Annotated in this window: 25 protein-coding genes; all 25 read right to left on the bottom strand. The window is 48.1% G+C overall.

The features are described 5' to 3' along the window. Positions 1–14 precede the first annotated feature (14 nt). Entirely contained in the window at positions 15–1,097 is a 1,083-nt protein-coding gene (gene flhB, locus NST20_RS06080; RefSeq protein ID WP_081110525.1) for a flagellar biosynthesis protein FlhB, read from the bottom strand. Next, entirely contained in the window at positions 1,094–1,873 is a 780-nt protein-coding gene (gene fliR / locus NST20_RS06075) for a flagellar biosynthetic protein FliR (protein ID WP_013859105.1), read from the bottom strand. The genes flhB and fliR overlap by 4 nt, the downstream gene beginning before the upstream one ends. Before the next feature lie 3 nt (positions 1,874–1,876). After that, positions 1,877–2,146, bottom strand: a complete 270-nt coding sequence (fliQ, locus tag NST20_RS06070) for a flagellar biosynthesis protein FliQ (protein WP_014095440.1) — start codon at positions 2,144–2,146, stop codon at positions 1,877–1,879. Positions 2,147–2,160: 14 nt separating this feature from the next. Beyond that, positions 2,161–2,826, bottom strand: coding sequence for a flagellar type III secretion system pore protein FliP (gene fliP / locus NST20_RS06065; protein ID WP_013859103.1), 666 nt, complete (start codon positions 2,824–2,826; stop codon positions 2,161–2,163). Further along, positions 2,819–3,502 carry a flagellar biosynthetic protein FliO gene (locus NST20_RS06060; protein WP_013859102.1) on the bottom strand — a complete coding sequence of 228 codons (684 nt, stop codon included), beginning with the start codon at positions 3,500–3,502 and terminating at the stop codon, positions 2,819–2,821. Before NST20_RS06060 ends, fliP begins: the two co-directional genes overlap by 8 nt. Positions 3,503–3,526: 24 nt before the next feature. After that, on the bottom strand, positions 3,527–3,889 hold the full coding sequence (locus NST20_RS06055; RefSeq protein ID WP_061565831.1) for a response regulator: 363 nt from the start codon (positions 3,887–3,889) through the stop codon (positions 3,527–3,529). Positions 3,890–3,904: 15 nt separating this feature from the next. Further along, entirely contained in the window at positions 3,905–5,023 is a 1,119-nt protein-coding gene (fliY, locus tag NST20_RS06050; protein WP_342400261.1) for a flagellar motor switch phosphatase FliY, read from the bottom strand. Beyond that, positions 5,013–6,014 carry a flagellar motor switch protein FliM gene (gene fliM / locus NST20_RS06045; RefSeq protein WP_017554478.1) on the bottom strand — a complete coding sequence of 334 codons (1,002 nt, stop codon included), beginning with the start codon at positions 6,012–6,014 and terminating at the stop codon, positions 5,013–5,015. The genes fliY and fliM overlap by 11 nt, the downstream gene beginning before the upstream one ends. A gap of 105 nt (positions 6,015–6,119) precedes the next feature. Then, positions 6,120–6,542, bottom strand: a complete 423-nt coding sequence (gene fliL, locus NST20_RS06040) for a flagellar basal body-associated protein FliL (protein ID WP_013859098.1) — start codon at positions 6,540–6,542, stop codon at positions 6,120–6,122. Then, positions 6,539–6,754 (bottom strand): flagellar FlbD family protein, encoded by a 216-nt coding sequence (locus NST20_RS06035; RefSeq protein ID WP_041818964.1) that lies wholly within the window; start codon positions 6,752–6,754, stop codon positions 6,539–6,541. The genes fliL and NST20_RS06035 overlap by 4 nt, the downstream gene beginning before the upstream one ends. 39 nt (positions 6,755–6,793) lie before the next feature. Then, on the bottom strand, positions 6,794–7,564 hold the full coding sequence (gene flgG / locus NST20_RS06030; protein WP_013859096.1) for a flagellar basal body rod protein FlgG: 771 nt from the start codon (positions 7,562–7,564) through the stop codon (positions 6,794–6,796). Between the two features lie 73 nt (positions 7,565–7,637). Further along, entirely contained in the window at positions 7,638–8,045 is a 408-nt protein-coding gene (locus tag NST20_RS06025) for a TIGR02530 family flagellar biosynthesis protein (RefSeq protein WP_041818962.1), read from the bottom strand. Between the two features lie 11 nt (positions 8,046–8,056). Then, entirely contained in the window at positions 8,057–8,695 is a 639-nt protein-coding gene (flgD, locus tag NST20_RS06020) for a flagellar hook assembly protein FlgD (RefSeq protein WP_029141576.1), read from the bottom strand. A 9-nt stretch (positions 8,696–8,704) separates the two neighbouring features. Next, positions 8,705–10,735: a flagellar hook-length control protein FliK gene (locus NST20_RS06015; RefSeq protein WP_342400260.1), complete on the bottom strand. Its 2,031-nt coding sequence runs from the start codon at positions 10,733–10,735 to the stop codon at positions 8,705–8,707. Positions 10,736–10,768: 33 nt separating this feature from the next. Continuing rightward, complete coding sequence (locus NST20_RS06010; protein WP_118497936.1) at positions 10,769–11,392, bottom strand: MgtE protein; 624 nt, start codon at positions 11,390–11,392, stop codon at positions 10,769–10,771. 22 nt (positions 11,393–11,414) lie between these two features. Beyond that, positions 11,415–11,849: a flagellar export protein FliJ gene (fliJ, locus tag NST20_RS06005; protein WP_265115392.1), complete on the bottom strand. Its 435-nt coding sequence runs from the start codon at positions 11,847–11,849 to the stop codon at positions 11,415–11,417. Further along, positions 11,846–13,171, bottom strand: a complete 1,326-nt coding sequence (gene fliI / locus NST20_RS06000; RefSeq protein ID WP_328196206.1) for a flagellar protein export ATPase FliI — start codon at positions 13,169–13,171, stop codon at positions 11,846–11,848. The genes fliJ and fliI overlap by 4 nt, the downstream gene beginning before the upstream one ends. Next, positions 13,168–13,920, bottom strand: coding sequence for a flagellar assembly protein FliH (gene fliH, locus NST20_RS05995; RefSeq protein WP_342400259.1), 753 nt, complete (start codon positions 13,918–13,920; stop codon positions 13,168–13,170). Before fliH ends, fliI begins: the two co-directional genes overlap by 4 nt. Further along, on the bottom strand, positions 13,913–14,926 hold the full coding sequence (fliG, locus tag NST20_RS05990; protein ID WP_342400258.1) for a flagellar motor switch protein FliG: 1,014 nt from the start codon (positions 14,924–14,926) through the stop codon (positions 13,913–13,915). Before fliG ends, fliH begins: the two co-directional genes overlap by 8 nt. Positions 14,927–14,938: 12 nt before the next feature. Continuing rightward, complete coding sequence (gene fliF, locus NST20_RS05985; protein WP_017554467.1) at positions 14,939–16,528, bottom strand: flagellar basal-body MS-ring/collar protein FliF; 1,590 nt, start codon at positions 16,526–16,528, stop codon at positions 14,939–14,941. Between the two features lie 156 nt (positions 16,529–16,684). Next, on the bottom strand, positions 16,685–16,996 hold the full coding sequence (fliE, locus tag NST20_RS05980; protein WP_019721085.1) for a flagellar hook-basal body complex protein FliE: 312 nt from the start codon (positions 16,994–16,996) through the stop codon (positions 16,685–16,687). 36 nt (positions 16,997–17,032) lie between these two features. Continuing rightward, positions 17,033–17,482, bottom strand: a complete 450-nt coding sequence (flgC, locus tag NST20_RS05975) for a flagellar basal body rod protein FlgC (RefSeq protein ID WP_013859084.1) — start codon at positions 17,480–17,482, stop codon at positions 17,033–17,035. 1 nt (position 17,483) lies between these two features. After that, complete coding sequence (gene flgB, locus NST20_RS05970; RefSeq protein ID WP_029141583.1) at positions 17,484–17,873, bottom strand: flagellar basal body rod protein FlgB; 390 nt, start codon at positions 17,871–17,873, stop codon at positions 17,484–17,486. A gap of 386 nt (positions 17,874–18,259) precedes the next feature. Continuing rightward, complete coding sequence (gene codY, locus NST20_RS05965; protein ID WP_029141584.1) at positions 18,260–19,039, bottom strand: GTP-sensing pleiotropic transcriptional regulator CodY; 780 nt, start codon at positions 19,037–19,039, stop codon at positions 18,260–18,262. Between the two features lie 116 nt (positions 19,040–19,155). Beyond that, the gene (hslU, locus tag NST20_RS05960) at positions 19,156–20,574 is read right to left on the bottom strand and encodes an HslU--HslV peptidase ATPase subunit (protein ID WP_071451865.1); all 1,419 of its coding nucleotides are present in this window, start codon (positions 20,572–20,574) and stop codon (positions 19,156–19,158) included. Between the last annotated feature and the right edge of the window lie 30 nt (positions 20,575–20,604).

The following is a 20,604-nucleotide window of genomic DNA, read 5'->3' as shown; positions in this document are numbered from 1 at the left end:
TTGCATGAAAAAGCTTAAATTTTATGCTTGATTTTGTATACGTACGCCAAAATTTCCGCTACTGCTTTGAAAAACTGTTCCGGAATGCGTCCGCCAACTTCCACCTGCTCATAAAGTGCCCTCGCCAGCGGCCGGTTTTCCAGCATCACAATGTCATGCTCTTTTGCGACCGACTTAATTTTTTGAGCAAGGAAATCCGCCCCTTTTGCCACAACAATGGGCGCATCACTCTTTGCTTCATCATACCGGAGGCAGACGGCAAAATGCGTCGGGTTGGTAATGACGACATCGGCATTCGGCACTTCCTGCATCATTCTCTGCATGGCCATTTCCCGTTGTTTTTGCCTGATTTTTGATTTAATCAGCGGGTCGCCCTCCATGTTTTTAAATTCTTCCTTGATTTCCTGTTTGGACATCCGGATATTTTTTTCAAAGTCAAAACGCTGGTACAAATAATCAAGAACGGCGAGCACAAACAGCGCAACGGAGGCGCTGATGCCGGTTATGACAGCGAGATGCCCGACTGCACCCAGCGTATCGCCCGCGCTTTTAAACGGCAGGCCTGAAATATCCTGGATGTTGGTCCAAATAACGTAAAAAGCGACGGCACCGACCACTGCCATTTTTAAAACGGATTTTAACAATTCCACAAGCGCCCGGATCGAAAAAATCCGTTTTAATCCGGCGACGGGATTGATTTTGTTTATATTCGGTTTCAGCCCTTCGCCGGTAAAAAGGAGGCCGGTTTGGGCCACATTGCCGATCACGCCGGCCAAAAGGGCAACGGCCATGACTGGCAAAAGCATCGAAGCCAGCTGTTTCATGACGCCGGTCATCAATTTGCCAACGCTTTGCTCCGTGACATCCTGCAGCATGTATTTTGAAAAGGCCTGGCGGAAGAGCGCCATCATCGGGCTTCCGATCGAGGAGGCCCCGAAATACAAGAACAGAAACACCGCCAGAAGCATGACGGCCGTTACGATATCCTGGCTTTTGGCCGTCTGCCCCTTTTTGCGGGCATCACGCCGTTTTTTCGGCGTTGCCTTTTCTGTTTTCTCCCCTGCGAAAAACTGCAAATCGAGTGAGAGGTGCTTCAAACGGATCCCCCCAACAGTGCCATACAATTCCGCATCGCAACAAACATCCATTCAAACAGATGTTCAACTGCAATATAAATCGTGCCCATTGCCACCGCCAGCGCGATCAAACTAACGGCAATTTTGACCGGAAAGCCGACTACAAAAATATTAAGCTGCGGCACGGTCCGGGCGATGATGCCGAGCGCAATGTCCGTTAAAAACAGGACGGCGACAACGGGTGCCGACATTTGAAAAGCGACGAGAAACACACGGGCCAAAAGTGTTGCCAAATATTTTGCAAGATTGAAAGACCCGAGATGGATCCACGCCTGATCGAGCGGGATAAACGAATAGCTGTAATAAATCCCGTCCAAAAGCAGGTGGTGCCCGTTCAGGGAAAGCAATAAAAGCAGCGCAAAACTGTACAAATATTCCCCGGTAAGCGGCGTTTGCGCCCCTGATTGCGGATCAATCACATTGGCCATGGAAAACCCTGCCTGAAAGTCGATAAACGTGCCGGCCAATTGCACGGCCGACAAAATGAAATAGGCTGTAAAGCCAAGCAGCAGGCCGACAAGTGCTTCCTTGATCATCAGCAAAAAATAGGCACCGTCCATGGTGAACGGTTTGGCATGGATTGTGTACGTCACAAGGACGGACAAAAAGAAACCAAGGCCGATCCGGAACCGGGCCGGTACGCTCCTGTGGGAAAACAACGGCATCATGATAAAAAAAGTTGTGACCCTGATGAAAACGAGTAAAAATATGCTGAATGACGGAATCAGTTCATCCATGTGTTAACCTATATATTGTGTTAAATTGGATAAAATTTCTTTTGTGTATGTAAGCATGTGGCTCAGCATCCACGGGCCAAGCAGTACGAGGCCGAGCAGCACCGCAACAATTTTCGGGACAAATGCCAGCGTCTGTTCCTGGATTTGCGTTGCAGCCTGGAAGATGCTAACAATCATGCCGACGACAAGCGCAATCAACAAAAGCGGGCCGCAGACCATAAAGGTCACCATGATGCCTTTTTCGGCCAGTGAAATGACCATTTCCTCACTCAATCCATTCACCTTCTTTAAAAACTTTCAAGCAGCGACTTCACAACAAGATACCATCCGTCCACGAGCACAAACAATAAGATTTTAAAAGGCAGCGAGATCATCACAGGCGGCAGCATCATCATCCCCATGGACATCAGGACGCTTGCCACGACCATATCGATGACAAGAAAAGGAATGAAAATCATAAAGCCCATTTGAAAAGCCGTCTTTAATTCGCTGATCGTAAATGCCGGAACAAGCGTTGTCATTGGAATATCCTGCACTGACTTTGGCTGCTTTTTATGGGCATAATCTAAAAACAGCTGCAAGTCTTTCTGCCGGGTCTGTTTCGCCATAAATTCCTTAAACGGCTTCTGGGCTTTGTCATAAGCCTCTTCCAGCGTCACTTTATCATGGAACAACGGCGTGAGCGCCTGTTTGTTTACCTGTTGAAACGTCGGGGCCATGATAAAAAACGTCAGAAACAGCGCAAGCCCTACGATCACCTGATTCGGCGGGGCTGTCTGCGTGCCGAGCGAAGTCCGGACAAAAGACAGGACAATGACAATCCGCGTAAAAGAAGTCAGCAGGATTAAAATACTCGGGGCCAATGAAAGAACGGTCATAAGCAAAAGGATTTTGACCGAAAGGGAAACCGTATCGCCGGATGTGCTGCTTAATGTATTCAACAACTCATTCATCGTTCTGTTTCTCCTTCTCCCTTTGTTCCAGTTCTTTCATCGCCTGCGCCCGCTCCTCCCTGATCGCGCTGATTTGCGATTTCAGCAAATGCCCGAACGGGGTTGCTTCTGTTTTTGCCCCGGTTTCCCTGTTTTTCACAGCTTTTATGAGCCTTGTCGCAATATCGCGCGGTTCCAGTTGCTGCTCGAGCTTTTTATTGTACTGGTCAACGAACTGCCTGACCTCTTCCTCGTCATCAATTTCTTTGACAAGCTGCACATCGTCCCCGACACCTAAAATAAGAATCCTGTCCCCCGCTTTTACAATTTGCAGCGACTTGTTCCCGCCCAAAGGCGTGCCGCCGAAATTCTGTATCATTTTACTGCTTTGATAGGCACGGCTTCTTTTGTTGACAAATTTTAAAACAAAGTATAGTAAACAAATCACGAAAATAAGTGCGAGGATCATCCGCGCAATATCCCCGAAGGTTACCGCCGGATTTGCCGTTTCCGATTGTTTAGCCCCACTTTCGGATTTTCCGTCCGATTGTTTTTGGCACTGTTTCGGATGGTCGATGCATTCTTTCACATTCCCGTTAAAAGAAGCCGCAAGGGCATTGCCGGGTGCCGGAAACCCGTACAACAGGTAAAGCAGAATTCCAAGCAGCACCAGCCCCTTCGTCACTTGGCTTTGCAAATCACTGTCACCTTCCTGGCATCGTCAGCCGAGCGTTTTTTGGATGGCCTCGATCACACGGTCAGCCTGGAACGGTTTGACGATAAAATCTTTTGCGCCGGCCTGGATGGCATCAATAACCATCGCCTGCTGGCCCATTGCCGAGCACATGATGACTTTTGCATCCGGTTCGATTTTTTTAATCTCCTTCAGTGCGCTGATCCCGTCCACTTCCGGCATTGTAATATCCATTGTCACAAGATCCGGCCGGTGTTCCTTATATTTTTCGATTGCTTGTGCGCCGTCTGCCGCTTCAGCGACAACGTCATATCCGTTTTTTGTCAGAATGTCTTTAATCATCATGCGCATAAACGCAGCGTCATCTACAATCAAAATTTTCTTTGCCATTTGGATCTTCCCCCATTATCTCAGTTTTTTCAGCCGGTCTTTCTGGCTCACAATATCTGTCACACGCACACCGAAGTTCTCATCAATCACAACCACTTCCCCGATGGCGATTAACTGATGGTTGATGAGAATATCCACGGGTTCTCCGGCAAGCTTGTCCAGTTCTACAATGGAGCCTGCGCCCATTTCAAGAATTTCCCTTACTGTTTTCGATGTCCTGCCCAGTTCAACAGTCACTTCAAGCGGGATATCAAGGAGCATGTCCAGATTTTTCGTTTCAACGCGCGGCGCTGTTTCTTCAAAACTCGTAAAAACAGCTGGCTGCACATTTTGGTACATCTCCTGTTTTGCAGCATTTTGAGCAGGCTCAGCCGGTTTTTCCGCAGCATGGCCGCGCATATTTTGATCCGGCTGCTTTTCCTCTGCTTTTTTTTCAGCTTCGGCGGGTTGTTCAGGATGAATGAGATCGCGCGCCAGTTTTTTCGCAAACGAAAGCGGCAACAGCTGCATGATCTGCGAATCGATTAATGACCCGATCATAATCCGGAACGAGACTTTTACAAGCAAATCCTGGTCCGGGAGCTTATCCGTGCCTTCTCCTTCCAAAATATTTAAAAGTGAAACGGCCGGCGGGGAAATATCGATTCTTTTATTAAAAATCGTAGACATCGAGGTGGCGGCAGACCCCATCATCTGATTCATCGCTTCCTGTACCGCGCTCAAATGGATCTCATCCAGTTCGCTGCTCGGATTTTCGCCGGTTCCACCCAGCATCAAGTCGGCAATAATGGCGGCATCAGATTGTTTGATGACGAGCACATTCACGCCGGAAAAGCCCTCTGTGTATTTCACCTGAATAGCCACGTAGGGATGTGGAAATTCATCCGCCAGTTTGTCGTGCCGGACAATGCTGACCTCAGGCGTTGTAATTTCAACTTTTTGTGAAAGCAGGGTGGACAATGCCGTCGCAGAGCTCCCGAACGAAATATTTCCAATTTCCCCAAGCGCATCCCTTTCCATGGAATCGAGATAATCTTCCACATGGAGGGCATCTTTGGCGCTTGCGTCTTCCAGATTTGCAGTGCCGTTAAGAAGGGCATCAATTTCTTCTTGCGACAGCATATCATCGCTCATACTTTTCTTCTTCCCCTTCCTCTATGATATCCAGGATTTGGACAGCCATTTTAGTGCCTTGCTTGCCTGGCTGCCCGATGAATTTCGGAATTTTATCCACCTTGACAACCAACGGCTCTTCAATGGTTTGGTTCAGCCGTATACAGTCGCCAATTTCTAAATTCAGAAAGTCTTCAATTTTTATCGTTGCCGTCCCCAGTTCGGCGGTGAGCGGCACTTTTGCCTCCTTGATGCCTTCTTCGAGCAGGCGGATATTGTCCGGATCCGGTTCCTTTCCGGCGTGCTGCATCCAATAATGCCCGGACAATTTCGGCATCATCGGGTCAAGCACCACTTGCGGCAGGCATAAATTGATCATGCCGCTTGTATCGCCGATGGTCGTGTTGAGAGAAATAACGACCACGGTTTCATTCGGAGAAATCATCTGCAGAAACTGCGGATTGACTTCCAGTTCAGTCAGAAAGGGATTGATTTCGATGATCTCACTCCACGCTTCCTTTAACTGGTCGATGGTCTGGTCAAAAATTCTCGTCATGATTTTCTTTTCAATCTCAGTGAGTTTGTCAATTTTATTGATGCTTTCCCCGTACCCTCCCAGCACTCGATCCATCATCGTGTAGGCAATGTTCGGGTTAATTTCCATAATAATATTCCCGTCAAGCGGGGGAACTTCATAAACCGTCAGAAGGGTCATTTTCGGTATCGAACGGATAAATTCCTCATACGGGATCTGGTCAGCCGATGCAACCGAAATCTGCACGTAAGTCCGGAGCTGGGCAGATAAAAAGGTTGTGAGAATCCTTGAGAAGTTTTCATGAATTCTTGTCAGGCTTCTGATCTGGTCTTTTGAAAACCGGAGCGCCCGCTTGAAATCATATACTTTGACTTTCCGGGTTTCCTCTTTTTTTATTTCCTCCGCATTCATTTCCCCCGTTGACAGGGCGGATAGCAGCGCATCAATTTCAGACTGCGATAAAATATCTTCCGGCAACTTTATCCACCCCCTTTGTATACATACAGGCACAGGGGCCGGACTGCCTGCTGCGGCACTGCCTTTTTGCTGCAATCTGCCCTTGATCCGGCAGGCGGCATACTTTTATTGGATAACAAAGGAAGTAATATATACATTTACAACTTCGCCGTCCTGCATCATTTTATTTAACCGGTTTTTTATGTCTGTTTTAAACTTTTGCTTCCCCTGCTCAGATTGCAAATCCTGCATGTTCATATTTGACAGCTCGTCAATCATGATGTCTTTGATTTGGAAATCTCTTTTTGTCAGTTCTTCTTTTGCTTTCTTATCGTTTCCTTCAATTTTGATGGCAATCTGGACAATGTGGTTGTCTTTCAGATTGGTTGTCATCGTGTCAATGTCAACGGAAGAGTCGACAACTTCATCTATATTTGGCCCTGTTGCGTTTGTTGCTTCGTTCGACTTATAAATGACGACAATGGTGATGATGCCGGCCAGTAAAATGACGGAAATCATCACAAGCATGATCCGCACCATTTTATTCATTCCGGCCCCTCCTCCCCGGCATTTCTTCCAAGCAAAGAAACAACCCGGAAAAAGGCGGTCACTTTTTGCTCGATTTCTTTGCTCGACTCCCTGACAATATAGGCGTGGCCGTTTGTCAGGATGATTCTTGTATCCGGCATGCTTTCCACCGTTTCAATATGAATGGCGTTAATCCAGAATGCCCTGCCGTTTAATTTTGTCACTTCAATCACATTGTGCGGGCCGGGCGAAAAGCCCTGGCCCCCTTCCCCCTATCGTTTCAGATTGACAAGTTCCTGCAGAATTTCATCGGATGTCGTGATAATTCTTGTATTCGCCTGAAACCCGCGTTCTGCTACGATCATATTCGTCAACTCTTCCGACAGGTCGACATTGGACATTTCAAGATAGCCGGATTTGATCGTGCCATTGCTGCCGGAACCTGGAGTAATATTCGTATTTGGATTACCTGAGTTTATACTTTGCCTAAATAAGTTTCCGCCTACCCTTGTCAAACCGGCCGGGTTCGGAAAAGTTGCAATGCTAATGGTCCCAATTGTAGCACCGTTTTGATCTGTGATTGTTCCGTCAGATGCGATCGAAAAATTTGAAACTGTTGACGAATTGATTTGTATTGGATTCCCATTTGTCCCTAACACGCTGTAACCATCGGAATTAACAATATTACCATTGCTATCCAAATAGAAATTTCCGGCACGTGTGTAATAAATCTGCCCATCGTTGCCTCTGACTCTAAAATACCCGTCCCCGCTGATTGCCAAGTCGAGCGTACGGCCGGTCGATTCAAAGCTTGTTTCCGTATCGATTGTATCTATGGAACCGATTTGGGAACCAAGCCCTACCTGCTGGGCGCTTGTTCGGGCCGTTGCACCTTGCAGCGTCTGGCTGATCGCATCTTTAAACGTGACGCGGCTTTTTTTGTAGCCGTACGTGTTTACATTAGCGATGTTATTGCCGATCGTATCCAATTTCGTTTGGAAATTTTTCATTCCGCTAACGCCTGAGTATAATGAACGTAACATAAGATAACCCCTCTCATTTTTTGATTTAGCTGCTTCCGTCATTCGGCAGCTGCGGCTTCCATTACGGTCCAGCCTATGATTCTAAAATAATCGCCCCGTTAATATTGCTGAATATTTGGGAACCTGCTTCATTTCGGCCCATTGCAGTAATGACGGTCGAATTTTTCGCGCTGACAATCAATGCTGCATCATTTACAAGAACAAGCGTTTCATTCAATCCTTTTTGTTTTGCTTCCGCTACTTTACTGCCGATTTGCTTCCATGTTGAAGCATCCAATTTAATTCCGCGCTCTTGCAGCCTTTCGCTTGCATGTTTACTAATTTTCAAAGAAACAGGATTGGATGGTTCCATCAGCGCCTGCTGCAAATACCCTGAAAAGCCGCTTGCCTGATTCTGATTCTGCGCGGTTCGGCTTGTTCGACTAAAAGAACGAAAAGGCTCGGATTGCTGCAGTGGAATGGATGGATGCCATTTATCCATTCAATCACTTCCTAGTTTGCAATTTTCGTAAGCTGCCCGCTTGCGGCTTTTTTCCCGTTGTCAAGTGTAAAAACCAGGCTGCCGTTTTGGATGGCAACGGTACTGACCGAAGCTGTTTCTTCTTCTCCTGCATCATTTGTATAGGTCACTTTTTTCCCAATTAAATAGCTTGCCTGAATCAGTGCTGCTTCATTTGAAGTGCTGCTGTCTATCCCTGTCATATCGGAAAAACTGATTTTCGTCCCGTCATCCAGGGTGAAGGTGGCCGCATTGTCATCACCGAATGAAATGCCGGTAATCGTCCCGGTTCCCGACTTAATGGATGCCGTCCCGTCATCAGCTGTTTCGGTTTTTTTCCAGGAAACCGTTCTCCCGATATATTGTGTATACGCAATTTGCTGCGATTGCTGCGAAAGTTTGATCAGGTTGTCGATATCGTCTTTCAAATTCGTCATTTGCTCCAATGAGGAGAACTGCGCCATTTGCGATACAAATTGCGTGTCGTCCATCGGGTTGGTCGGGTCCTGGTTTTGAAGCTGGGCAATCAATATTTTCAAAAAAGCATTTTTATCCAGCGTCTTGCTTCCCGTACGCGTGCCGGAAGCTGTATTTTGATTGCTCAACAGCAGGCTCGGGTCAATAGAAGTCATGTCATTCACCTACGCTTCCGCATCAATCATATTGTTTTCCAACATGGCTGAAAAATGTCCCGCTTCCGGGTTTTCCCGCCGCTTTTGCTGCTGTTGCCGTTGTTCGCGGCCCCCGCTGTCCCCGGGCTGGCCGTGGGCTGTTTGCGCCGCTGTATCGCGGTATTCAACATCCATTTTTGTTAATTGGACCTGCTGGCCTGCCAAAGCATGTTTAAGCTGCTGCAGCTGGGAATCAAGCAAATCTTTTGCCGCACCGGTGTCTGTCAGGATTTTTGCTGCCAGTTTTCCATCCTGCTCAAGCAATTCAACGCGCAAAGAACCGAGGTTTTCAGGTTCAAGGCGGATCAACAGCCTGCTTGCGCCTTTATGGGTGGAATAGGCTGCCTTTTGGATGATATTGGCAAATTCCTGGACGAACTGCCGGTACGAAACCGAGTTGTGTTTTTCGCCGGTGTAAAGGACGAACTGTTCCACTTTGCCAGAGAGTGAAAATGCCGGGGCCGTATTGCCGTTCCCGTTTATTTCTTCTGCTGGTTGAAGATGGGTGCTGTTATGCGCAACGGGGCTTCGTTTACCGGTTTCCCATCCGTTTGCCATCCCATCTCCGGTACTATCGTTTCCGGATTGCCCTGTTTGCTGGATTTCCCGGGAAAAATTCGGCACAACATGCCGGCTGCTGTCTCCCGGTTTTCCGTTTTCCTGCTGGAGATCCGTATGCTGGCCCGGCACAGCAGCCTGCACCTCATCAACCGGTGTTTTTAGTAGCGGCTTGGGTCCACTGTCACTGCCAGGCTGCCCGGTATTTGCCTGCAGATGGGCGGCGCTCGTTTGCACAACGGGCCCATTATTTTGTAATGGCCCGCCAGTCCCGTTTTCATTTGGCGTATTGCCCCGGGTAACTGCTTTGCCATTTTGGGCATCCGCTCCTGAAGCACCCGCCTGCACCGGTTTTGCGGCCGGATACCCGGTGTTTTCATTCACGGCCACGGCTTCCTCTGCCATGCTGAACGGCGACCCTTCCTGCCGGCGGGACAAGCGGCCATCCTTTGATAAGGCTTCCGCCAGTCCATTTTTATCCGTTTGCAGCGGCGCTGTTCCGGCGGTGCCCGTACCTGGAGCAGCCGGGTCGCTTTCTTCATTTGCCGGCGATGCCGCTTCCGTCATCTCCGGAACCGCCCTGTTTGCAGAAAACAGCCCGGTTTGAAGCAGCGCCCGGTTGCTTTCCTGCCCGTTTTGCGCCGGCTTGGCACTATCCGGTCCGGAAGCCATTCCCTGCGCAGCGGCATTTGGGGATAAAGGAAGAGCAGGCGCCTTTTTTAGCAGGGACGAATCCGCTTTTTCGTCGGTTAAATGCAAATAAGCCGTTTTTAATATTTCTTCTTTTACGGCAACGCCCGGCTGTTGCGGCCCGCTTGAAACCGTCTGCCCCCCGTTTGCATCATCTGCTGAAACCGCCTTTAGAAAGCGGCCGATTTTTTCGGACAACCGGGATAATTGTTCCGTTGTCTGCATCATTTTGATTCCTACCGCTGTATTCCTGGGATACGTTTTTAGAACAGCACCTGCCTGTCCGAGCAATGTTTTCGCATCTTCAAGGCCGAGCTTTATTAAAGACGGGACCGGCATGGAGGCGAGCATTTGCGCCATATTCATGATAGCCGCCGCGGCATCGCCCGTTTCGATTGCCGTTTTTGTTTCTTGTATCATTTTTTTGCTATTTTCATCTTCAGCACCGGCAAACCGCACAATCCGATTGAAAAGGGCGGAAACGGCCTGCATATCACCCTCTTCATCCCGGCTTCCATCTTCTGCAGCCTGTTCCGCTGCCCCGGCCTTTTCCGTTAAAACCGCCACAATCATTTGTTGAAGCTTTTGGCAAACATCCACTGCCTCCTGGTTTTCCGTCATCCGCCCGCTGTCCTGGCCGGCAAGGCTCAAAAGCTGAAAAAACCCGGATGGCTGCGTCTGAAACAGCGCGCCAGCTGTTTGCGTGCCTGGCGGAGAAAATGGCATAAGTTGAAGAGCCGAATTAACGTTCATGTTTTTCACCTCCTTTCAAGTTTGCCGGACGGCTTATGTTCCTGTACGCCCGAGCATTTGTGTATATTTTGCTGCTTTATCGGCGCTCATTTTTTCAAGGACGTTCGCCAGTGTCTCCGAACTGAGCTGGGAAAGGATTCCCGTTGCCTCTTGGTCGTTCATTTTTTGAATAATGGCAGCCGCGTTTTCCGGATTCATATTTTCATAGGTGCTTGCAATTTCTTTTAATTTTTTCTGGTTGGCTGCCTGTTGTTGCTGGGCTTTCTTTAGTTGTTGCTTCAGATCGGATACTGTCTGTTTCATTTTCAAATTGTTCTGCTGGCTTTTGTCCAGTTCGGATTGCAGCTTGCTGATTTCTTTGTCTTTTTCCGTCACTTGTTTTTGTAAAGAACGGATCTGGCTTTTATACTGCGTTTCGCTGAATGTGCCGCTTTGCTTCTGCCCTTTTTCGTTCCCGTCTGCGCCAAACATCCCGGTCACCTGATGGGCCAGGCCCGATGCTTTGCTGATGACATTGACGCCCGAGATGGTGGCGATAATGATCGCCATCGCTGTAGCAAACAGCAGCGGAATCAGAATCACATAGAAAAACCACTGCAGTTTGCCGCCTTTTTCTTCTTCTTCTGCTGTCTCGATTTCTTCCATTTTTTTGCGCATAACATCACCCGGTTTTCAGGCTTTAGTGGTAAAAAGTCTGGGTTGAAATTTCATCCGCCTGCTTTTCTTCCTGTAGCTTTAGTTTCATCAGAAAACGGCTGTAATCTTTGTCTTTCAGTTTTTCATATTTTTTGACTTCTATATTTTTCTCCTGCAGCTTCTGCTGGTGCCAGTTCATCCGGTTGCGTGCATTCATGACAAGGTTCTGGTAATAATGGATTGATTTTTCAATATCATCAATAAACCGCCGGTAATGCCGGATTTCCTGGACGGAAAGGCCCGTTTTCATTTTCTCAGCCTGGCGGGCTTCCAGGTCCTCTTTCTTTTTCAAAAGCCCGTACAGCTCACGGGCCACATTTTCAAATGCCTGTACCGCATTTTTGTAAGCACTGAGCGCCTCGTCTTTTTCCTTTTCTCTGACATCAAGGATTTTCTCGAATTTATAATGATAATTCATGCCCACTCACCCGTTTCCGCAAGCCCGATTAAAGCCCTGATGCTGCTTTCCATGCTGCAGGTTTCGTCGGTGCTTTGCTTGATAAAAGAAACAATTTTCGGATAGCGTTCGATCGCTTCATCAATTTCTTTTGATGCACCCGGTTTATAAGCGCCGATATTGATCAGGTCTTCCGAATTCAAATAAGTGCTTAACTGTTCGCGGATCTTTTCCGCGGCTTTTTTGTGCGCGGGACTTGCAAGCTGGCTCATCAGCCGGCTGACGCTTTTTAAAATATTGATTGCCGGGTACTGCCCTTTATTTGCCAAATCCCTGTCCAGGACAAAATGCCCGTCTAAAATGCCGCGCACTGTATCGGCAATCGGTTCATTCATATCATCCCCGTCGACAAGCACGGTGTAAATGCCGGTAATCGTGCCGGATTCATTTGTACCGGTCCTTTCCAAAAGCTTCGGCAAAATCGCGAAAACGGAAGGAGTATATCCTTTTGTAGCCGGCGGTTCCCCCGTTGCCAGCCCGACTTCTCGCTGGGCCATCGCGACCCGGGTAACCGAGTCCATCATAAACATGACATTAAGGCCCCGGTCTCTGAAATATTCCGCAATCGCTGTTGCCGTATAGGCGCCTTTAATCCGCATCAATGCCGGCTGGTCGCTTGTTGCCACGACAACAATGGACTTTTTTAAACCTTCCGGGCCGAGGTCGTGCTCAATAAATTCCCTTACTTCCCTGCCCCGCTCCCCGATCAGGGCGATCACATTCAGGTCGGCATTTGTGTTGCGTGCAATCATGCCGAGCAGGGTGCTTTTGCCGACGCCGCTTCCGGCAAAAATGCCGATCCGCTGGCCTTTTCCAACCGTCAGCAAACTGTCGATCGCGCGGACGCCGAGCTCAATCGGTTCCCTGATCGGCGGGCGCTTGAGCGGGTTGGGCGGCGTCCGGTCGATCGGAATCGGTTTTAGGCCGGCGGGAAGCGGGGAATGGTCGAGCGGCATGCCCAGAGGGTCAATGACTTTTCCCAACAGCCGCGGGCCTGCTTTTACCTGCATGGGTTTCCCCGTTGCTTCCACAAGGCTGCCGGGAGAGATTTCCTGGATGTTCGTATAAGGCATTAAAATGACATTCCCGTCACGGAATCCGACAACTTCGGCAATGATTTTTTTCGCATTTTTTTTGTTGTCCACATGAATATAACAGATATCGCCGATGGAACTTTCCGGTCCGAGTGATTCGATCATTAACCCGATCACTCTTTTTACTTTTCCGTAATGTTTAAACGTCCCGATTGCGGGTATATAATTTAAGAGACCGGCTGCCTTCATTCCGCATCCTCCCCGATCAGTTCCAAAAGCTTTGCCTTAAGTTCCGACAGCTGGATGTCAATGCTTGCGTCAATCCTACCGCTGCCGCTTTCGATATAGACCTGGTACGGTTTAAGCGAATCATCCGGGTAGACATAGCATTTTGTATCGTTCGGGAAGAGGGCATCAAGTTCTTCCTTGTTATCCATCACAAAGGCGTATTGCCCCGGATGGATATGGAGATCGACTTCTTTATACCCGGCCGCTTCTTTTAACACGTTTTTTACGATGGAAAGCATTTTTTCGGGGGATGTTTCAAGCGTGTCATGCAAAATTTTTCCTGCTGCTTTCATCGCGAGTTCCAAAATATCTTTTTCCGATGCTGCCAAATGTTTTTTAAACGCCTCTTTGGAACGGTTGACGATGTCAATTGACTCGTTTAAATGGTTGCGGATGCTTTCAAACCCTTCCTTGCGGCCATCGGCATAACCGGCTTCAAACCCTTGGCGCTGTGCTTCTTTGGTGAGCTTTGCTTTTTCCTGCTCCCACTGTTTTTTTTCTTCGGCAACTTGCCGGCGTACTGCTTCTGCTTCTTTTTGGCTGTCCAAAAGCAGGCGCTCTGCCTCGGTTTGATATTTTGCGAAAATATCCTCTTTCACAGCGGTTGCATCTCCCGTTTCTTCGGGCAAAGCAGGGAGCCGGCGCACGCTGATCACGCGCATTTTGGAAACAACACCTGCATTGTGCTTTGTTTTAATAATATTAGACAATGATGTCGTCGCCTCCGTTCCTCGCGATGATGATGTCACCGCTGTCTTCCAGCCTGCGGATAATGGACACAATTCTCGACTGGGCTTCTTCGACTTCACGCAGCCGTACCGGGCCCGTATACTCCATTTCTTCTTTCATGGAATCGGCCATCCGTTGCGACATATTGCGGAAAATAATTTCTTTCACTTCGTCGCTTGAGACTTTCAGCGCAAGAAGCAGATCTTCATTTTCACATTCGCGGATGACGCGCTGAATGGAACGGTTGTCCAGGGTGACGATATCTTCGAATACAAACATCCGTTTCTTGATCTCTTCGGCAAGTTCGGGATCTTTCTGTTCCAGCGAGTCAAGGATCGTTTTCTCCGTCGTACGGTCGACCCCGTTCAGCACTTCGACAACAGAGTCCACCCCGCCTGTCTGCGTATAATCCTGCGTCACCGTCGCGGACAGCTTCCTTTCCAAAATCGCTTCCACTTCGTTGATAATTTCAGGGGATGTGCCTTCCATTAAGGCAATTCTTCTGGCAATGTCCCCCTGCATTTCAGGCGGAAGCTCGGAAAGGATCTGCCCGGCTTTTTCCGGATCCAGGTAGGACAAAATCAAGGCGATCGTCTGCGGGTGTTCATCCTGGATAAAATTCAGAATCTGGGCCGCATCTGCTTTTCTGGCAAAATCAAAAGGGCGCACCTGCAGCGATGAAGTCAGCCGGTTGATGATGGATGTCGCCTGTTCCGGGCCAAGCGCTTTTTCGAGAACCATTTTGGCGTAACCGATCCCGCCCTGGGTAATATAGTCCTGTGCCAAAGCAATATGGTGAAATTCGGTCAGCACTCTTTCCTTCGTTTCATTGTCGACTTTTCTGACGCCTGAGATTTCCAGCGTCAGTTTTTCGATTTCTTCTTCCGTTAAGTGTTTGTAGACGGATGCCGATACGTCCGGGCCGAGAGAAATCAGGAGAACGGCTGCTTTTTCTTTGCCGGATAATGTTTTTTCTTTACTTGCCATCTTGTCTCCCTCCTATTCTTCGGAAAGCCATGACCGCAATAGTTTTGCAAACTCATCCGGTTTTTCCTTTGCCATTTTTTCAAGCTGCTTCCGCCTTGCTGTAGCGTCGTTTTCCTGTTCCTCATTTACGTCCGGAATACGGGGCGGTGCCGTTTTTTCCGGCGTTTCTTCCACCATCTCTTCTTCAGCCTCCGAAGCAGCCCGCCGTCTGTTCCGGATCATGAGGAAGATGAGCACGGCAATCACGAGAAGCAAACCTCCGCCAATCGCGTATACCCACCACGGGATTGAAGCTTTTTCCGCCTTCTCCGGCGCATTGGCTGCAAACGGCTGGACGGAAACCGCGATTTTATCGGCAACCGTTCGATTGGTCAGCCTTGTGCCGCTTGACTTGTCAATCGACGTTCTGACAATCGTAGAAAGCATCGATTTAATATCTTTTAACCGGGAAGCGGGCAAGGAAGAGCGTTTTGTTCTGACCGGCGGCTCGACCATGACTTCTATGCCGAGATCGCGGATTTTGTACGGGCTCTCTGTAATTTTCCGTTTAATCCGGTTTACTTCGTAGTTGATCGTGTCGCTTGTTTTGGAATACGTCCCGTTCCCGTTCGACCCGGATACATAGGAAGAGCCGACAGAATCCGTGCTGCCTGATGGCGTTCCGGCTGCTGCGCCGGTACCCTTGTATGTTTCCTGAATTTTTTTTGCGCTGATTTCAATGCCTTTCATATTCGTCTTATCAACCGGTTCAACGAGATCTTCCTCGCGTTTTTCCTGTGTAAAATCGATATCCGCTGTAACGGTGACAACCGCTTTTCCTGCACCCATCAGCGTGGAAAGCATCGTTTGCACCTGCTGCTGGATGTCCCGTTCGATTTGTTTTTTGATCGCCTGCTGCTGTGTATAAGCATTTCCGGAAGAACTTGAAGAATTTATGTCATAGTACTCAAAATTCTGGTTCATAATGACGATATTATCAGTAGGAAGATTCGGAACGCTTTTCGAAACAAGGTTGTAAACGGCTTTTATCTGGTTTTGGTCCAACTCATAACCGGGTTTTAACGTCAGGACAACCGATGCGGAAGCTTTTGCCTGGCTGTCGGCTACGAAGACACTTTGGTTCGGCAGATTGATCATCACCTTTGCTTTTTCGACGCCGTCCATCTGTTCAATCAGATTCTCCAGTTCCGTCTGCATCGCATCGAGCTTTACGACGTTAAATTCATTGTCTGTCATCCCGAATTTTGCATTCTGGCTGAAAAAGGAATAGTCGATGCTGCCGGTCTTTGGCAGCCCTTTTGCAGCCAATGTGACTTTCAAATCGTCCACCCGGTCTTCAGGCACTTCGATCGTTTTGCCGCCGTCCGTGATTTTGGACGGAACGCCTTCCTGGTCTAGTTCATCCTTGATGGATCCTGTTTCGGAGACATCCAGCCCGCTGTAGAGCGGCGCGTATTTTGTTTTCGTCATAAAATAAGTGATTCCGGCAGCAAGTACCAGCATAAGGGCAACGGCGGATATGCCGATTGTTTTCTGCTTCTTGCTCCTGCTTTTCCAAAACCCTTTCAGGTTTTGAAAAGATTGTTTTAACTTTTCATTCATCATTATCCCCCGGGATAAAAAATTCACGGTGTTTCATAAATAGAATAATTGGACAGCAAACAACGAACGTTCCGGCATCCTTTCCGCCTGATGGCAGGTGGAAAGGATCCGGGCGCTATGACCGGGAAACGGCTTTATGTGTACCGGATCAGAACGTTATACTTGCATCTGCATCATTTCTTTATAGCCTTCGACTGCTTTGTTTCTGACTTCCAGTGCCGCCTGCATCGAAAGGTTTGCTTTTTGCACGGCGACCATCACCTGGTACAGGTCCACATTTTCGCCGTTCGATAGTTTTGTGATCATATTGTCGGAATTGTTCTGCTGTTTGTTCAGTTCATTGACAGACTGCTTCAGCAAGTCCGAAAATGAAACGGAGCCGTTCGCGGACGGAGCGGTGCCCGCCGGTTTTGGCGACAGCCCGCTGAAACTTGCGGACGGCATCTGGCTGATTTGTTGGATAGCCACATCATTCGCCTCCTTTCACGCGCGGAATTTTCCCTGTTACTGCCCGAGTTCGAGCGTCTTCATCAGCATCGCTTTGGAAGCATTCAACGCTGTGACATTGGCTTCATACGAACGGGTGGCGCTGATCATACCAGTCATTTCCGTTAAGAGATCCACATTTGGTTTTGTCACATATCCATTCGCATCTGCATCCGGATCATCCGGATTGTATTCTTTTTTAAAATCGCTGTTATCTTCGACAATGCCGGCCACCTGGACGCCGGAACCGGCACCCTGCATTCCGAGTTTCGAACGAAATATGGAGGCAAAAGAACCGCCTCCTGCAGCAAGCACCACTTCTTTCCGGCGGTATGGCTGCCATTTCCCGTTTACATATGTATCTCTTGTTGTATCGGCGTTCGCAATATTGGAAGAGATGACATCCATCCGTAAACGCTGTGCCGATAAGGCTTCAGAAGAAATGTTCATTCCGGTGAACATGGACATCTTACTGACCTCCTCTCACGACATTTAATAAGGATGAAAGCTTTCCTTTTTCCAGCTCAATCAGAGCCTCGTAATAAATCTGGTTGCTGGCAAGGTTCGCCATTTCAGTATCGATGTCAACACTGTTGCCGTTGCTGTTGTAAGTGGTGCCGGATTCCGTCACAATTTCCGGGTTTGAATCCCCGGCGGAAAAACGGAAGTGCCGGGGGTCTGTCCGGTTTGCTGATAGGGCATTGACCGAATCCTCCAGCACATTTTTGAAACTGACATCCTGCGCCTTATAATTTGGTGTGTCCGCATTGGCAATATTGTTTGAAATCACTTTCTGCCGGAGCGAAGCATACTGCAATGCATGCTCAAGCGACCGTAACGCAGTGGAAGAGAGACTCATCAATGGACACCTCATTACATAAACTTGACATTTTTTTCTTTTATACGACAAATTGTTTGCTATTTTTTATTTTAATTGTTTCATAACGGGCTGTAAATGAACATATTTTTAAATCACAAAAAAATTTTTTAAAAGTGGGACTTTCGGATTAATCCATTCTTCCCGCCTTGTGAAAAAGGCGCAAAAAAATTTTTCAAGTGCCTTGATGCGCCCGGGGTTGCAAAAATTTACAATTACTGGGAAACACTATTGGCAGGCCGGATTTCCTTAAACTTTATAAATATCCAGATATTAGTATTTGTTCGTTTTTCTGGTAAATTAAACAGCAATAAAAAAAGGATACGAATCGTATCCTTTTTTGACGCAAATTCCGGAAAGCTTATCCGTCAGTTAGAACGGACTTTTTCAAGTTCAACGAGGAATTTGTTATTCAATACTTTGATATAGGTCCCTTTCATGCCAAGGGAACGGGATTCAATGACGCCTGCGCTCTCCAGTTTACGTAGCGCGTTCACGATGACAGAGCGGGTAATGCCGACGCGGTCCGCAATTTTGGACGCGACAAGCAGGCCTTCCTTCCCGTTTAATTCTTCAAAGATATGTTCAATGGCCTCCAGCTCGCTGTAGGACAAAGAACTGATGGCCATTTGCACGACTGCTTTGCTGCGTGCTTCTTCTTCAATTTCTTCTGTTTTTTCACGGAGGATTTCCATGCCGACAACCGTCGCGCTGTATTCTGCCAGGACAAGATCTTCTTCGTCGAATTCCCGCTCAAGACGGGCCAGAATTAACGTACCGATTCTTTCCCCGCCGCCGACGATTGGAACAATCGTTGTCAGGCCTTTTTCAAACAGGTCTTTGTTTTCAATCGGAAATGCCGTGTACTCACTTTCAATCGTCAAATTGGATGAGGTTTCCGTAATGTTAAACAGGCTGTTCGTGTATTCTTCCGGAAACTGGCGGTCTTCAAACATTTGTTTCATCCGCTCGTTTTCAATTTTCTGATTGATGGCCAGGCCGAGTAATTTCCCGCGGCGGCTGACGATGTAAATATTGGCTTCAATCACATCGCTCAGCGTTTCCGCCATTTCTTTAAAATTCACCGGACGTCCGGCTGCTTTTTGCAACATCGAATTAATTTTCCTTGTTTTATCTAACAAACTCATTTCCATTCCTCCTAGATTGATTCGGTATTTGAACTGCATTGAATTGCCGGGACCTGCCGCAAAATGAGCAAAAAGCCTTCATCACACGTCTACCCTTATCCGATTTTTCAAAACGGTTATAAAATATACTGGCTTAAATCTTTGTTCTGTGAGATCGCGCCGAGCTTTTCGTCCACATACTGCGGGGTGATGGACACCTTTTCCAAATGGATGTCCGGTGCTTCGAAAGAAAGATCTTCGAGCAGTTTTTCCATGATGGTATGAAGTCTTCTCGCCCCGATATTATCGGTATTTTGGTTCACTTCAAAAGCAATTTCAGCAATTCTGGTAATAGCTTCGTCAGAAAATTCTATTTGTATACCTTCTGTTTCCAATAATGCAATATATTGTTTCACCAGGGCATTATCCGGTTCGACAAGAATTTTGACAAAGTCCTCAACAGTCAGTTTTTCAAGCTCCACTCTGATCGGAAAACGCCCTTGGAGTTCGGGGATCAGATCGGACGGTTTTGCCATATGGAAAGCGCCGGCAGCAATAAACAAAATATAATCCGTTTTAATGGAGCCGTATTTTGTGACAACCGTCGAACCTTCGACAATCGGCAGAATATCCCGCTGGACGCCTTCCCTCGATACATCCGCCTGGGATCCGCTCCCGTTTTTGGAGGCGATTTTGTCGATTTCATCAATGAAGATAATGCCGGTTTGTTCCGCCCGGAAAATGGCTTCCTGGGTCACTTCGTCCATGTCGATCAGTTTCTGTGCCTCATCCTGCGCAAGCACTTTTCTTGCTTCCCTGACCGGCAATTTCCGCCGTTTAGTTTTTTTCGGCAGCAGATTGCCAAGCGCGTCCTGCACACTCATGCCCATTTGTTCCATGCCGGAACCCTGGAACAAATCAAACATGGACGGGGCCTGCTCTTCCACTTCCACGGTAACTGGCTCACCTTCCAGTTCACCGTTTAAGAGTTTTTCCCGTATACGCTGTTTCTGCTCCCTTTTGGAGTACTCCTCCTCCTCTTCATCCGGTGCCGTATCCTGCTGCCCGCCGCCGCCAAAAATCATTTCAAACGGGTTTTTGAAATTCCCCTGCTTCTTCCGCGACGGGACAAGCAAATCGACGAGGCGCTCATTTGCATTTTTCTCCGCCTGATCGCGCACGCCATTCATTTTTTCTTCTTTTACAAGCCGGACAGCCGTCTCGACAAGGTCGCGTACCATCGACTCCACATCCCGGCCGACATATCCGACTTCCGTAAACTTCGTGGCTTCCACTTTGACGAACGGGGCACCGACAAGCCGCGCCATTCTTCTTGCGATTTCCGTCTTTCCGACACCGGTCGGCCCGATCATCAAAATGTTTTTAGGAATAATTTCTTCCCGCATTTTTTCAGACAACAGACTTCTTCTGTAACGGTTCCTGAGCGCCACGGCAACTGCCCGCTTCGCTTCTTTCTGGCCGACAATATACTGGTCCAGGCGCTCAACAATCTGCCTTGGTGTCAAACTGTTTGTTTTTATAAACGTGTTGGCCAATCCGCTCACTCCTTTATGGAATTATACCGG

This window comes from Weizmannia sp. FSL W8-0676 (assembly GCF_038593015.1).
GTDB lineage: Bacteria > Bacillota > Bacilli > Bacillales > Bacillaceae_C > Weizmannia > Weizmannia coagulans.
Note: the sequence above shows the minus strand (reverse complement) of the source record. Positions and strands in the feature narration are given on the sequence as shown.

Excerpts from the sequence above, each read along its gene's own strand:
- NST20_RS06055 (WP_061565831.1), bottom strand. The coding sequence starts at position 3,889 with ATGGCAAAGAAAATTTTGATTGTAGATGACGCTGCGTTTATGCGCATG.
- fliF (WP_017554467.1), bottom strand. The coding sequence starts at position 16,528 with ATGAATGAAAAGTTAAAACAATCTTTTCAAAACCTGAAAGGGTTTTGG.
- flgG (WP_013859096.1), bottom strand. The coding sequence starts at position 7,564 with ATGTTACGTTCATTATACTCAGGCGTTAGCGGAATGAAAAATTTCCAA.
- fliI (WP_328196206.1), bottom strand. The coding sequence starts at position 13,171 with ATGAAGGCAGCCGGTCTCTTAAATTATATACCCGCAATCGGGACGTTT.
- NST20_RS06010 (WP_118497936.1), bottom strand. The coding sequence starts at position 11,392 with ATGCGCAAAAAAATGGAAGAAATCGAGACAGCAGAAGAAGAAGAAAAA.
- fliR (WP_013859105.1), bottom strand. The coding sequence starts at position 1,873 with ATGGATGAACTGATTCCGTCATTCAGCATATTTTTACTCGTTTTCATC.
- NST20_RS06025 (WP_041818962.1), bottom strand. The coding sequence starts at position 8,045 with ATGGATAAATGGCATCCATCCATTCCACTGCAGCAATCCGAGCCTTTT.
- flgC (WP_013859084.1), bottom strand. The coding sequence starts at position 17,482 with ATGTCCATGTTCACCGGAATGAACATTTCTTCTGAAGCCTTATCGGCA.
- fliJ (WP_265115392.1), bottom strand. The coding sequence starts at position 11,849 with ATGAATTATCATTATAAATTCGAGAAAATCCTTGATGTCAGAGAAAAG.
- fliP (WP_013859103.1), bottom strand. The coding sequence starts at position 2,826 with ATGAATGAGTTGTTGAATACATTAAGCAGCACATCCGGCGATACGGTT.
- codY (WP_029141584.1), bottom strand. The coding sequence starts at position 19,039 with ATGAGTTTGTTAGATAAAACAAGGAAAATTAATTCGATGTTGCAAAAA.
- flgB (WP_029141583.1), bottom strand. The coding sequence starts at position 17,873 with ATGAGTCTCTCTTCCACTGCGTTACGGTCGCTTGAGCATGCATTGCAG.
- fliG (WP_342400258.1), bottom strand. The coding sequence starts at position 14,926 with ATGGCAAGTAAAGAAAAAACATTATCCGGCAAAGAAAAAGCAGCCGTT.
- flgD (WP_029141576.1), bottom strand. The coding sequence starts at position 8,695 with ATGACTTCTATTGACCCGAGCCTGCTGTTGAGCAATCAAAATACAGCT.
- fliL (WP_013859098.1), bottom strand. The coding sequence starts at position 6,542 with ATGAATAAAATGGTGCGGATCATGCTTGTGATGATTTCCGTCATTTTA.
- NST20_RS06015 (WP_342400260.1), bottom strand. The coding sequence starts at position 10,735 with ATGAACGTTAATTCGGCTCTTCAACTTATGCCATTTTCTCCGCCAGGC.
- fliY (WP_342400261.1), bottom strand. The coding sequence starts at position 5,023 with ATGAGCGATGATATGCTGTCGCAAGAAGAAATTGATGCCCTTCTTAAC.